The sequence below is a fragment of the Maribacter sp. C-4077 genome, from assembly GCF_055378385.1.
Window position 1 is genome coordinate 1,947,482 of record NZ_AP038807.1, and the last position, 14,092, is coordinate 1,961,573.

Genomic DNA, 14,092 nt, shown 5'->3' on the forward strand with positions numbered 1-14,092 from the left:
CATTTTTTTCTTGATAAAAAAACGAAGCAAAAAAATCAAGTTGAAAATAGGCAATTGCTGCGCACCATTCACTATCGGGTTTACATGCGTTGTGCCAACGCACCGTACTTCCAACCCTTCGTTCATTATCGCTGATTTTCAACGGACACTACAAACTCTAATTTATAAATATAGAACCACCATTGAAATCTACACACTCCGTTCAAAAAAATGTCATTCACATTTCAACGAAAATTTTTTCCAATGGCTCGAACTGACCCTTTTATCAGGGTAACAGGTTCAAAATGCACAACGGTTTAAGGATATTGCTTCTTTTAGATAGTTCGATTTATGACAAAAGCAAAAATTTAGTAGCTCAATATCCTGAGCCTAGCACATTATTCGTATTTTTAGTCCTGCCTTTTAATTTATATTAAGGATTAATTCCCAGCACAAAGGGAAGGGGTAATTAGTAATAAAATCCGAACTTTATGACAACCCAGGATATTGCCAATAAACTGGTATCTTACTGTAGACAAGGGGACTTTGAAAAACCGTATCAAGAGCTATACAGCCCAAAAATTATAAGTATAGAAAACGATGGTACTAAAGAAGGAGCCCGTGTGGAAGGTTTTGAAGGAATACAGCAAAAAGGGGAGTGGTGGCAGGAGAATTTTGAAGTTCATAGTACCGAGGTTTCTGATCCTATTGTGGCAGATAATTGGTTCTCTGTAAGGTTTGAAATGGATACGACCCATAAGCCATCCGGTCAACGGTCCAAAACCTCCGAAATCGCAGTATATCAGATTCACGACGGTAAAATAGTGAAAGAGCAGTTTTTCTATGATGAATAGCAATTATCAAGGTGTCCCTTTATGGTTTTGTTAGCTCAAGTAATAGGTACTTTTTTTGGACTGTTGGGAATCATCCTGGGTGCCTTTGGTGCGCATCGGTTGAAAAAAACCTTTACCCAGGATCAATTGGCCAGTTTTGAGACCGGGGTCAAATATCAAATGTACCATGCCCTGGTCCTCTTGATGATCGGGTTTAATTACAATCTGGAAACCAAGGCAGAACAGTATATGGTGCTCAGTTTTATTCTGGGAACCCTACTGTTTTCCTTCAGTATTTATGGATTGTGCGTGAGCGCATCCAAAGGAAGAAAATTAAAATTTCTGGGACCTATTACTCCGCTTGGAGGCTTGTTGCTGGTCTTGGGTTGGGCATTGCTTTTCTATTCCTTTATTGATACGTTGATTTGATCATTGAAGTTTCCTGAAGGTCTTTCTTGCCCGTGCCGTTCAGGCGGGCGGAGCGGTGTTGATTTTGATATCCCTATGACTTTCTTCAGGGTAGTTCATGCGTTCGTGGATCATTCGTTTTCAACTTGTGAGGTAAACTCCTTGATCGCCATATTGGGCTCCATAATGGTATGGCCTTTCCAAAAATCAGGGTCGTACTTGGGCATGTATTGGGGAAGGACGTCGTTCTTTTCAGTGAATGCATTGAACTGCGCCTCAGAGATAGATTCAGTATCGAACACCACCACCTCGTATTTGTTCCTTCCGTTGAAGGCGGCATCAATTTTCAAATGGAGTTCGTTCTGCTTCCTTCGCCCTTTAACATTTTTGTTCTTCTCAATGATCTTCACCGGTCGTTTAAATCCAACCCGGTTTCCTTTGGTAATTTCATAGTAGCGGAGGCTGTACGTTCCATCGGCGTCCTTATCAAAAAGTATACTGCCCTTTGCCAGGTACTCATTTAGGGAAATGCCCAAGAGGTTGAATTTTCTCAGCGGCTCCACATTTTCAAAATCCATCTTTATAAGCGCAAAGTCATTGGCGTCTATATAGAGTTTCCCTTTAAATTCTTCTGATCGCTTCGGTTTAAAATCAATGACATATAATGGTTTGTCCCCAATGTAAGTGAAGTCCTCCAGGATTAGGTCGTATCGGTTGGACTTCCACAGTACGTTATAGTCCGTATTCTTAAAAATGGGCAGGTTGGTGTATAGGTTGGCCAAGGTGCTGCGTTTGTAGTTGGCGAAGAACTTTTTGCGCTCCGTTGTTTTTTCAAGTTCCTTGTTGAGCGATTCCACTTCACTGGAATCCACCTCCTGGTCAAAGAGTTCCTCGGCATCGATTTTGGTTCCGAACAGGCCTGATTTTACCTTGAAATAGCTATCGGTCTTTACGTTCTTTTTGATGATCTCATTGAACCGTTCCTCCAGGTTTTCCATATCTAAGCGGCTATTCTTATCATAAAGTTCGGAGGCCTTTATCAGGTCCAATTTCTGTTCATCCTGGTCCTCTGATCCATAGAGATCTCCCAATACTTCCGTATAATAGGTATCGTTTGATGGAATCGATTTTAGGACACTGTCCAGAAATTGCCTGTTCAAAGCGGGAATGGTGGATTCCTTGATGGTATAGTTGGATTTTTCAATGTAATTTCTGTATGATTCCCTTAGGAACAGACGCTTTTTGGTAAAACTGTTTTTATAATTTTTGCCGATGTTTTCTTCGACCAATTCCAGAATTTCCTCCGGCGTGTAGTCCTTGTTTGAAACGATCACTTCCTTGAGTTCTATGGCTTTTGGGCTCAAAAGTATAGCCTTGCCCGTAAATTGGTTCAAAGGCTTCCCTATGGATTCATAACCAATGCATGAAATGAAAAGTGAGTCCGTTTCTTTGATGCTTTCGGTCATCAAAAAACTGAATTTCCCTTCTTCATTGGTAATGACCCCATTTTTGTTCAAGATGATGGTAGCATAAGGCACAGGTTGTAAGGTGGTACTGTCCAGTACCGTGGAGCTTATGTTCTGTGAGAACAGTAAGGTGCTAAAGAGTAGGGTAAGACTAGAAATGGCAAAGGTCCGTGTTCTGTACATTGGATGATGGAATGGAGTACAAACTAAATAATCGAAATGAACAAAACCTTGTCCTTTTGGATAGTATTGTGAAAGATTTATTGATTTTTTAACAACATCTCGTCGAGCGGGCGCCCAGGTTTAATGACATCCACAATCGTCCTGTCCACAGGCTTTACTGGATTTTTTACCAACGGAAAACAGTCGTTTGGGCAACACAAATTTATAGGCGAGGTATCCAACCGAAATGAGTAGGGTTATATAGACCAATATGTGTTGTACTATTTCCATTACTTTAAGATTTGATAGGCAATCAGCGCTATAATATAGGCAAAAAGACTCATAAATACCAGCTGAAAGGTAGGCCATTTCCAAGAATTGGTTTCCCTTTTCACAATGGCTAGGGTACTCATGCATTGCATGGCGAAGGCGTAGAACAGCAATAGAGATATCCCTGATGCCAAATTGAACAAAGGTTCCTTGGTTACCGGATTCACTTCTGCCGCCATGCGGTTCTTTATGGTTTCCTCCTCGTCATTGCCCACACTGTAGATGGTGGCCAAGGTACCAACGAAAACTTCCCTGGCGGCAAAGGAGGTCAGAACGGCGATTCCTATTTTCCAATCATACCCTAGGGGTTCCACCACAGGCTCAATGGCCTTGCCCATATAGCCCATGTATGAATGTTCCAATTTGTAACTGGCTATTTCTTGATTTAGGGCCCTACCTTCCAAGGTGGATTCCATAGTTTGGATAGAGTCCTGTATCACGTTGGGGTCCATCCCGCTATCTACCAAGGATGCGCGGTACTGTTCCAGGTTGTTCTTGATGTAGGTTTCACTGTAGGTAGAATAGCCTTCTTGAGAAACTCGTTTTTCTATAATCGATTCGGCATTATTGAAATCATCGGAAAACCCATTGGAGCCCAAGAACCAAAGAATGATGGAAATGGCAAGGATGATTTTACCCGCTCCAAAGACAAAGCTCTTGGTCTTTTCCAAAACGGTATAGCCCACATTTTTCAATAGTGGCAGCTTATAATTAGGCAGTTCAATCACAAAAAACGATCTACTCTTGATCTTTAGAATTTTGTTAAGAGCCATGGCCGATACAATCGCGGCCACAAAGCCAAGAATGTACAAAAGCATCAAGGTAAGTGCCTTAAAGCTTAATCCAAGAAAATTACCTTCTGGGATCACCAGGGCGATGATGATCAAGTAAACGGGCAATCGCGCGGAACAAGTGGTAAAGGGCGTCACCAAAATGGTAATCAACCGTTCCTTCCAGTTTTCGATCGTCCTGGTGGCCATGACCGCGGGAATGGCGCAGGCAGTCCCAGAAATTAAGGGCACAACACTTTTTCCACTAAGGCCAAAGGGTCTCATAATACGGTCCATAAGGAACACCACCCTGCTCATATATCCTGTTTCTTCCAAAAGGGAGATGAACAGGAACAAAAAAGCGATCTGGGGGATAAAAATGACGATACCGCCAATGCCGGCGAGGACGCCTTCTGCAATAAGGTTGGTAAACACTCCCGGTGGTAAGGTATCCTTTACCCATTCCGTAGCCGAGGCAAAAAAACCATCTATCATATCCATGGGGTATTCGCTCCAACCATAGATGGCTTGGAAGATGGTGAGAAGAATAATGAAGAAGATGAGATATCCAAAAACCTTATGGGTAAGGATTTTGTCCAAGGTAGCCCTAAAACCTTTGGCGGCGTTCCTATCTACCTTGTAGGTTTCCTTTAAAATGCCATTGATGAACTGATACCTTAGGATGGTTTCCTTTTGCTGCAACCGTTTTAATTCGGATTTCGTTTTTGTGCTAAAGGAAGAGGCGTCCTTGATCAGCTTTTTCTCTATGGGCATGAAGTTGACGTCCTGAGTAATGACCAGCCACAATTTATAGATGTCCTCCTTGGGGAAGGTTTTTTTTAGCTTGTCAAAATACTCCGGGTCAATTACCGTTGTGTCCACATTGGGTGCCTTGGAAAGACTTTTGTAATCCGCTATAAGTTCCTTTAGCGTTTCGATTCCAGAACCTTTTCGGGTACTAACCAAGGCTATCTTTGCATTGAGTTTCTCTTCAAGGAGCGGTATGTCTATGCTGATACCTTTTCGGGCCATACGGTCGGCCATGTTGATGACCAAAATAGCGGGAATCTTCAGATCCTTGATTTGGGTAAAAAGCAGTAGGTTCCGTTTGAGATTTTCTACATCAGATATTACAAGAGCCACATCCGGATGGTCCTTATCGTTCTTGTTGAGGAGTAGTTCAACGGCAACGCTCTCGTCCAGCGAAGTAGTGTTCAAACTATAGGTGCCCGGTAAGTCAATGATGTGTGCACGTACGCCCCTGGGCAGTTTGCAGATGCCTTCCTTTTTTTCGACCGTAATACCAGGGTAGTTCCCTACCTTTTGGTTGAGTCCGGTCAATTGATTGAAAACGGAGGTCTTTCCTGTATTGGGATTTCCAATGAGCGCTACGTTGATCTGTTTGCTCATGGCTGCCTATCTTCCTCAATGATCTCCAAAGCGATCTGTTCCGCAATTATGCGCCTAATGGCAATATGGGAGCCGTTGACATTGATATAGATGGGGTCTTTTAGGGGAGCTACCTGTACCAGTTCCACTTCGTTACCGGGCAAGCAACCTAATTCCAGTAACTTAATGGGCAACAAATCCTCCGTGAACTCCTTGATAATCCCTTTTTGACCTCGCTTTAAGCGTGCAACCGTTGTCTCCAATTCTTATTTAGATTCAGTATAATTAAGCAAAAATAAGGTAAATTTTAGGATAAGCAAGTATTAAGAGCCTGTTTAAATTTCCATCCATTGTTTTTCTATGTACCTTTTTGCGAATAATTTGGTTAAAATCTCATCAAGTAGCGCTGCTATTATCTTCGATTTTGCCTTATTCTGCCCCAAAAATGGGCTGTACAAAAAATCAATCATACAAATTTTAAAAGGCTCTAAGGGCGATATATCTTTAAGGGAATTATCGAACAAGGTTTTAAGTCTACTCCTTGTAACTGGATTTTAGCACTTGCAGGTCTTCCAATAACCTTTCTACTTCTTCGACCTTGGTACCGTCATAAAACCCGCGTATACGCTTTTTCTTGTCCACCAGGATAAAATTTTCCGTATGGATCATGTCAAAAGGGCCGCCGTCTCCATCAGTCTTAACGGCCAAATAGGATTTGCGTGCCAGTTCATAGATTTGCTTTTTATCGCCCGTTACCAAATTCCATTTGGAATCGTCCACGCCTTTTTCAAGGGCGTACTTTTTTAGCTGTGCCACGGAATCTATCTGAGGAGTAACGGAGTGCGAAAGCAACAGGACATCATCACCGATTTTGTCCTGGATGGACGCCATGTTCTTGGTCATGATCGGGCAAATGGTAGGGCAGCTGGTAAAGAAAAAATCGGCTATATAAATCTTATCCTTGTAATCCTCTTGGGTGATGGTATCCCCGTTTTGGTTTACCAGGGCGAAATCTGCAATGGTATGGTATTTTCTAACATGCTGTATTTCGGCTGCCACCAATTCACTGTTCACCATGGCAGGGGTGTAGACAGGGAGGATTTTTTTAGGCTGTAAGGCGTTATAAAATAGGTAAATGATGACCCCCGAAACGAAAAGCATCACCACGCCAAAAATCTTGAACTTACTAAAAAAGGAGCCCATATTTTTTTGTGCAAAGGTACGCCAGCACGGGATTCCGTTCAAATTTTTAGCCCCTATTGAAGCCAAAATATTCTTAAAATGGAGGGTGTATACCGAGTTTCTTTTTTTTAGACCTCGTAAAACTGTACTTTTGTCCGATTTAATTTTTAGAAGACGTAAATGAGCCCCATCGCTATAAAGACTATCCAATTTTTTTTAAGCCTTTCCTTGTTGATCGTACTTCATGAACTTGGACATTTTATACCCGCCAAATTGTTCAAGACACGGGTAGAGAAATTTTACCTCTTTTTTGATGTTAAGTTTTCCCTTTTCAAAAAGAAAATAGGGGAGACCGTTTATGGCATTGGGTGGCTTCCGTTGGGAGGCTATGTAAAAATCGCCGGTATGATAGACGAAAGTATGGATACCGAGGCGATGAAGGAGGAACCCAAACCCTGGGAATTTCGTAGCAAACCGGCCTGGCAACGTTTGATCATTATGTTGGGCGGGGTAACCGTGAATTTTATTCTAGCGGTTATTATTTACATAGGCATGGCCTATTCCTATGGCGAGGAGTACATTCCTGCCGATAGTTTAAAGGATGGTTTTTTGGTGACCGAAAAGCATATTGGCGATGAATTAGGGATACAGACTGGGGATTTGATTACCGCTGTGGATGGGGAAAAAGTGGAGAAGTTCAGTTCCCTTCCCTTGGAAATCATCAATGGAAATACCATTACGATTCAAAGGGATGGAAGAACCTTTGACCAGGAAATTCCGGTTGACTTTATCGCTACCTTATTGGAAGACGAGGACAAGGCACGGTTTTTAAGTTTACGAACGCCATTTGTGATTCGCGATGTATCAGAGGATTCTCCCAACACCGACATCGGTCTTCAAAAGAATGATGCCGTTATTGCCATCAATGGAAATGAAGTAGCCTACCAAGATGAGGTGGCGCCCTATTTGGAACAAAACAAAGGCGGCACCATACAGCTCACGGTAAAGCGAGGGGATGAAACTTTCCTTGTGGAGGCAAAGGTTACGGAAGATGGAAAACTGGGGGTTATGCTGGGCCTGGATACCTATGAGGACTATGCCAACATGGGGTATTTTAAAATTGAAAGAATAAAGTATTCCTTTCTAGAATCCATTCCCGCGGGTATTGAAAAAGGAGTGAGTACCCTTAGCGGTTATGTAAAGCAGATGAAGAAAATATTCAACCCTTCTACGGGAGCCTACAAGGGAGTTGGTGGTTTTGCGGCCATTGGAGGCCTCTTCCCCAATGGTTGGGACTGGCCCGCTTTTTGGAGTGCCACGGCCTTTATTTCCATTATTTTGGCTTTTATGAATATACTGCCCATTCCCGCATTGGATGGAGGACACGTCATGTTTTTATTGTACGAAATGATTACGGGCAGAAAGCCGAGCGACAAGTTTTTGGAATATGCCCAAATGACCGGATTCTTTCTGCTGATTGCACTATTGTTGTTCGCCAATGGGAACGATTTATACAAATGGTTGTTTAAATAGAAAAACAACTTTTTTTTGTTTGGCAAAGTTTAAAAAACATTTATATTTGCACCCGCTTTAAAGGATAAAGTACGGTATTTTCCTCCTTAGCTCAGTTGGTTAGAGCATCTGACTGTTAATCAGAGGGTCCTTGGTTCGAGCCCAAGAGGAGGAGCAAAAAAGAGAAAAACCTTGTCGAAAATGGCAAGGTTTTTTTGTGCCCAAAAGTTTCTGGGCGAGATGCCTGTTCCTAAGTTTTCGACTACCTCAAAATAAACGAAATAAACGGAAACCCTAATGCTTTACTGAGCTTGGGATGTAAGGAGGATTAAAAATGGAAACGACCCTATCTACAAAGATGGAACTTTTTGTATCCAACAGTTTTTGGGAGAGAAGTCTGTTCCAACCATTTACTCAACGCTCAGTGGGGACTTTTTAGAGGTGATTTAAGGAAAAAATGAAATCCAATCTATTGGTGCCGGTTTTTTTAGGTAAGCTTCATTTAACTGCAATTAAGAGGGTTATCCGAATCAAGTTAAAACTTTAGAATTTGCCTTATTGGTGACAGATTGCTTTAACCTATATTGGTACCATAATCATTTTTAAAATCATATTTTGGAGTCTCGAAAAATTCTGTCGGTGATTTTTCTGTTCTTATTCTCGTCATTGGTTTTTTCACAAAAAGGAATGTCCATTGCAGATAGTATTATTAAATCGGTACAAGAGAAAGAATCGTATGAGGAAAGAATAGGTCTTTTGCAAAAAGAAATTCAAACTATTTACCTAACCCAATATGAGGAGACCCTAGCCTTGGCGCGTTATGGTTATACCTTGGCCAACAGCAGAAACGATAGCATAAATAAGGGGGATTTCTTAAGAAGTATAGGTGGCGCCTACCAAAAATTGGGTTTCATTGATAGTGTTTCCATATATTTTTTTAAGGCCCTAAAATTATTGGAACCCACCAAGGACAGTGAAAAGTTGGGTCTACTTTACGATGATATGGCCAGGCTCTATCGAAAACTGGAACAACCCAAAAGAGCTTTGGAGTTTTATGATCGGGCTCTTGAACTCTATGAAAAAGAGAATGATTTAGAGGGGATTGCTCGTATCAATAACGAAAGTGGTGCCGTGTATAGCGATAACGGCGATTATAAAATAGCAAATGAACGTTTTGAAAAATCCTTACGAATTCAAATACAGCGCAATGATTCGGTTGGAATTGGTTATTCACTGGAATTTTTAGGGTATAATCAATTACAGATCAGAAACTACCAACGGGCAGAATCCTATTTAATGCAAGCCCTAAAGGTCCGCAAAAATGTAGGTGATGAATTTGCAATAATGCTTAATTACACAGCTTTAGGGGAATATTATAAAGAGATAAATAAAGCTTTAACCTCGAACGAATACTTTGAGAAGAGCAATTCCTTGGCTCGCAAGATCAATTTTTTGGATATTCAGGCTTATAATCATCGCCAATTAATGGAGAACTACGAAGTTTTAGGTGATTACAAAGCAGCATATGAAAACCTAAATGCCTATAATATATTGAATGATAGCCTCTACAATACACAAAAAATTAGAGATGTTGAAGAGATAACCGCAAAATACGAAACGGCCGAAAAGGAAAATGAGATTTTGCAGCAACGGGCCAAAATTGCGGAGAGCGAACTGCGTTTAAAAAAGCGCAGTCAGTGGATCTTTGGTCTGTTGGGCTTGGCCCTCATCGTGGGGCTTTTGGGTTTTTTATTCTACCGCCAACAGGTCTTTATCAATGAAAAACAGAAAAGGGACGGTGAATTAAAACTGGCCATGGAGAAGATAGAAAGTCATACCAAATTACAGGAACAGCGCTTGTCCATTTCCCGTGACCTCCACGATAATATAGGCGCTCAACTATCTTTCGTTATTTCGACCATAGATACTCTAACATTTCATGTTCAAGGAACCAATGATAAAGTCCTTATCGGTTTGGCAAACTTGGGAACCTTTACCAAGGAGACCATGCAAGAGCTAAGGGACACGGTTTGGGCTATGAACAAATCGGACATTACCATACAAGATCTACAGGCGCGTATGGCCAATTTTGTGGAAAAAGCAAAGCATGCCTATCCCGGCAGGCATATCGCCATACAAGTGGCCGCCACGGTTCCGTCCACACTCGGGTTTACGGCGTTAGAGGGCCTTAATATTTTCCGGATCCTTCAGGAGGCCCTTAACAATGCACTGAAGCATGCCGGGGCGCAGGCAATGCTCGTAAGAATAGAGAAGAAGGAAAATGCCGTTCTTTTTGAAATATCGGATGATGGCAAGGGTTTTTTGGAGAACGAGGTTGAACCGGGAAACGGGCTATATAACATGCGCAAGAGGGCCAAGGAATTGGGCGGTGAATTTCATTTGGAATCCCGGCCCGGCCAGGGTACCCGTATCGTTTTTCAACTAGAAGAAAAAAAGGACAGCAAATGAGCATACGTACGGCAATCATAGACGACAATCATTTTCTCATTAAGAGCCTACAGGAAAAACTCTCGTTGTTTCCTGATATTACCATCTCTTTTACGGCGAATGACGGGCTACAGTGCATGGACAAGCTGAACCAAGATCCGCAGATAGACCTTATGCTGATGGATCTGGAGATGCCCGTGAAAAATGGTATAGAGGCTACGGCGGCGGTCAAGCAAAGGTGCCCTGACTTAAAAGTGATCATACTTACGGTTTTTGATGATGACGAAAATATATTCAATGCCATACAGGCAGGCGCAGATGGCTATCTGCTAAAGGAGACCGGGGCCCATGAACTGCATAACGCCATGGTACAGACCATGAACGGCGGTGCCATAATGACACCGTCCATAGCGCTAAAGGCACTGAACCTCCTGCGTTCGCCCTTGGCCCCAACTGTGGCCCATATGGAAGAGTCCGTCCAACTTTCAAACCGCGAAGTGGAGGTGTTGGAACAGTTGTCCACAGGAATTCCCTATACCGCCATTGCGGAAAAACTCTTTATTTCCCCGTTTACCGTGCGCAAGCATATTGAGAACATCTACAAGAAATTACAGGTAAATTCAAAGGTGATGGCCATAAAAAAGGCCAAAAGAAATGGGCTAATTTAAACCTATATCATGTAGTAATGGTAATCTAAAATAGGGCATATGCCCTATTGAAACAAAAATGTAGGAAGCATAGTTTTGCAAAAACTATAATTTTTACTTTATGAAGCTTATTAAATTAAACCTGCTACTTGTTTTAGTATTGGGCTATTTTCATTTTACTTGTGCACAAAATGTTCAGGACTTTAAAATAAAGTTATTGGGGGCTGCCAATTTAAATTATAGAAAAAGTCCCAAAAAAGTGGTCATTTCAGATTTTCAGTTGAATTTCCAGACCGCATTGGAAATGCAGGACAAAAAGGCCGGGGGTAAAATGTGGCGAGGAGGTTTAAAGGGAGACGCGACGGCCTCTTTGGCACTTGCTTTGGAAGGGTTGAACGAAGCGTCCCTACAAGAGATTACCAATCAACTTTTTGAACAGTACAAGGCCGAACTCAATGCCAATGGTTTTGAGGTTGTACCTATAGAAGGACTTTGGGCCAACAATGCGTATGACAAGAGCCGCGATAAAAGATGGGAGTTAAAGGCAGGTAAGGGTGCGGAGAAAGGAAATGTGTTCGGGGATATTGTCATGCGGCCAAGCAGCCAACAGTTTATAGTGGCGAAAAAATCGTTCAATGGAAAGCAGAAGAACAACTTTACGGTACTTAGTGATTTTGAAACTCAAGTGGAATCTAAGATAGCTAGCCAAAAAAACGATTTTATCTTTAACAAAGTAGTGATTTACATTCAAGCGTTTGCAAATTCCATGAGTGAAGCCGAAAGGTCTTTGAACCGTATGGCAGGTTATGCTCAGGTGAAAGCTGAAACCGATTTTAGGCTAAGTGATATGAGCTTTAATAAATTTGGGTCTGGTCAGATGATAGCTAAAGATGGTGTAGAAGTGACCAATGTATTGGAAAAGCAAAATTTTGATGCATCCCAGGCAGCGGATGTGGACAAGCTTGGTACCGATGTTGGGGTTTTACGTATTTGGGACGTGGATGATAGGGAGGAAATGACATTAGGTGTAGTAAAATGTGACCCGGATAAATATGGCAAGGGCACCCAGTTAGGGGTTGAAGCCTTTTTAAAGGCCACGGTCCAAAAGTTGAGGGAGAAGTCCTAGCATTATTAATTTACCAAATTGAAAAATCCCTTGGGGCACTTCCACAAGGGATTTTTTATTGAAATAAATCTTAGTAGTTGGCGTAAGTTTAATACTTAAATTTGGTTCAGTTTTCCATTTATTGTTAGGCTTTCTCAAAAAACTGTAGTACCCGGTTTCCTTAAAAGTATACAAAATGTAATTAGTGACTTGAGCTTTAGAATAAATACTAACATTTCAGTTCTTGTTTTTTAAGTAAACATATCATAACTATGCATATTCGTATAAATGTAATTTTTACATTTAATATTTATGCGGTTCGATTTTGCTTTGAATCCTTTATGTCGAATAAAAATGATCGTGTATCTTAACGTCTTTTTAAAATATAAGAACGAATCGATACTAACTTTTGCCCAAAAAGAAAGCTTGGTGCGAATAATACAATCCAATTAAAGTGAAAAATTTCATCACCGATAATTTTTTGTTACACAATCAATTTGCGGAAGAGCTTTACCACGGCTATGCGGCTTCCATGCCTATCATCGATTATCATTGCCACCTTCCCCCTGCTGAAATTGCCAAGGATCATATTTTTGAAAACCTTACAAAAATTTGGATTGAGGGTGATCATTACAAATGGAGGGCAATGCGGGCCTTTGGTATCGATGAAAACTATATTACGGGAAGCGCACCAGATAGGGAAAAGTTTCTGCAATGGGCCAAGTTTGTTCCATACACCCTTAGAAATCCATTGTACCATTGGACGCATTTAGAGCTGAAACGATATTTTGGCATCGATAACTTATTGAACGGGGATACTGCCCAGGAAATTTACCATGAAGCCTCTAGCAAATTAAACACTCCTGAATATAGCTGCCAAAATTTGATCAAGCAAATGAACGTGGAGGTGGTATGTACAACGGAGGACCCTACTGACAGTTTGGAACATCACAAGATACTAGAACAAAGTGGCTTTTCAGTGAAAGTCAGTACCGCCTTTAGACCGGACAAGGCAATAGTTATAACCAATTCAAATTATCTGGAATATCTTCAACAGCTATCAAAAGTTAGCGGGGTATCCATAAACTCCTTTAAGTCACTTTGTGATGCACTTTCCCAACGGTTGGATTATTTTGGAGAAAACGGCTGTAGCCTTTCGGACCACGGTCTAAGCTATATTCCCTATCAGACCTTTACCGATCAAGAAGTGGAGAATATCTTTCAAAAGAGAAAGGAAAATAAGGTCTTGGCTCCTGATGAAAGTGAAAAATTCCAAACGGCGGTTCTGCTCTTTTTATGTGAACAATACAGTAATAGAGATTGGGTACAGCAATTTCATTTAGGGGCCCTTAGGAACAATAATTCAAAGATGACACGTTTATTGGGTCCCGATACGGGTTGGGATTCCATTGGAGATTATAGACAGGCCGAAGGGCTATCCAGGTTTTTGAATGCCTTAGACGAAAGGAATGTACTTGCCAAGACCATATTATATAACCTAAATCCTTCAGATAACGAGGTAATTGCTACCATGACAGGGAATTTTAACGATGGCCGCATAAAAGGAAAAATGCAATTTGGTTCTGGATGGTGGTTTTTGGATCAAAAGGATGGTATGACCAAACAGTTGAACGCCCTTTCCAATATGGGATTGATCAGTTGTTTTATAGGTATGTTGACGGATTCTAGGAGTTTTCTTTCCTATCCCAGGCATGAATATTTTAGAAGGGTACTTTGCAATTTGTTCGGGGAGGAAATGAAAAACGGTGAAATTCCACAGGATTTTGATTTGGTAGGTGGCATTGTTCAGGACATTTGTTACAGGAACGCCAAGGAATATTTTAAATTTTAAAATAAACAA

Annotated in this window: 12 protein-coding genes and 1 tRNA gene; 8 read left to right on the forward strand and 5 right to left on the reverse strand. The window is 41.3% G+C overall.

Translation table 11 applies throughout. The annotated features are described in order from the left end of the window. Window positions 1-470 precede the first annotated feature (470 nt). Complete coding sequence (locus ACZ41C_RS08410; RefSeq protein ID WP_464565546.1) at window positions 471-833, forward strand: SnoaL-like domain-containing protein; 363 nt, start codon at window positions 471-473, stop codon at window positions 831-833. A 21-nt stretch (window positions 834-854) separates the two neighbouring features. After that, window positions 855-1,241 carry a DUF423 domain-containing protein gene (locus ACZ41C_RS08415; RefSeq protein ID WP_464565548.1) on the forward strand — a complete coding sequence of 129 codons (387 nt, stop codon included), beginning with the start codon at window positions 855-857 and terminating at the stop codon, window positions 1,239-1,241. Between the two features lie 110 nt (window positions 1,242-1,351). Here the strand turns inward: ACZ41C_RS08415 and ACZ41C_RS08420 are convergent, their stop codons facing one another. From ACZ41C_RS08420 to ACZ41C_RS08440, 5 genes are all read right to left on the reverse strand, one after another. Next, window positions 1,352-2,869, reverse strand: a complete 1,518-nt coding sequence (locus tag ACZ41C_RS08420; RefSeq protein ID WP_464565550.1) for a carboxypeptidase-like regulatory domain-containing protein — start codon at window positions 2,867-2,869, stop codon at window positions 1,352-1,354. 120 nt (window positions 2,870-2,989) lie between these two features. Then, a complete protein-coding gene (locus tag ACZ41C_RS08425) occupies window positions 2,990-3,139 on the reverse strand; it encodes a hypothetical protein (protein ID WP_162850203.1) in 150 nt (49 codons plus the stop codon). After that, window positions 3,139-5,358, reverse strand: a complete 2,220-nt coding sequence (gene feoB, locus ACZ41C_RS08430; RefSeq protein ID WP_464565552.1) for a ferrous iron transport protein B — start codon at window positions 5,356-5,358, stop codon at window positions 3,139-3,141. The genes ACZ41C_RS08425 and feoB overlap by 1 nt, the downstream gene beginning before the upstream one ends. Next, window positions 5,355-5,600: a FeoA family protein gene (locus ACZ41C_RS08435; protein WP_138256422.1), complete on the reverse strand. Its 246-nt coding sequence runs from the start codon at window positions 5,598-5,600 to the stop codon at window positions 5,355-5,357. The genes feoB and ACZ41C_RS08435 overlap by 4 nt, the downstream gene beginning before the upstream one ends. 271 nt (window positions 5,601-5,871) lie before the next feature. Next, window positions 5,872-6,540, reverse strand: a complete 669-nt coding sequence (locus tag ACZ41C_RS08440) for an SCO family protein (RefSeq protein ID WP_464565555.1) — start codon at window positions 6,538-6,540, stop codon at window positions 5,872-5,874. Between the two features lie 159 nt (window positions 6,541-6,699). On the opposite strand from ACZ41C_RS08440, the gene rseP reads away from it, so the two are divergent. From rseP to uxaC, 6 genes are all read left to right on the forward strand, one after another. Next, window positions 6,700-8,052 (forward strand): RIP metalloprotease RseP, encoded by a 1,353-nt coding sequence (rseP, locus tag ACZ41C_RS08445; RefSeq protein WP_464565557.1) that lies wholly within the window; start codon window positions 6,700-6,702, stop codon window positions 8,050-8,052. An 80-nt stretch (window positions 8,053-8,132) separates the two neighbouring features. After that, window positions 8,133-8,206: transfer RNA gene (locus tag ACZ41C_RS08450), tRNA-Asn, on the forward strand. Between the two features lie 512 nt (window positions 8,207-8,718). Continuing rightward, entirely contained in the window at window positions 8,719-10,500 is a 1,782-nt protein-coding gene (locus ACZ41C_RS08455) for a sensor histidine kinase (protein ID WP_464565559.1), read from the forward strand. Beyond that, window positions 10,497-11,147 (forward strand): response regulator, encoded by a 651-nt coding sequence (locus ACZ41C_RS08460; RefSeq protein ID WP_464565561.1) that lies wholly within the window; start codon window positions 10,497-10,499, stop codon window positions 11,145-11,147. Before ACZ41C_RS08455 ends, ACZ41C_RS08460 begins: the two co-directional genes overlap by 4 nt. 100 nt (window positions 11,148-11,247) lie before the next feature. Then, window positions 11,248-12,252 carry a hypothetical protein gene (locus ACZ41C_RS08465; RefSeq protein WP_464565563.1) on the forward strand — a complete coding sequence of 335 codons (1,005 nt, stop codon included), beginning with the start codon at window positions 11,248-11,250 and terminating at the stop codon, window positions 12,250-12,252. A gap of 427 nt (window positions 12,253-12,679) precedes the next feature. Beyond that, the gene (gene uxaC / locus ACZ41C_RS08470; RefSeq protein ID WP_464565733.1) at window positions 12,680-14,083 is read left to right on the forward strand and encodes a glucuronate isomerase; all 1,404 of its coding nucleotides are present in this window, start codon (window positions 12,680-12,682) and stop codon (window positions 14,081-14,083) included. Window positions 14,084-14,092: the final 9 nt, after the last annotated feature.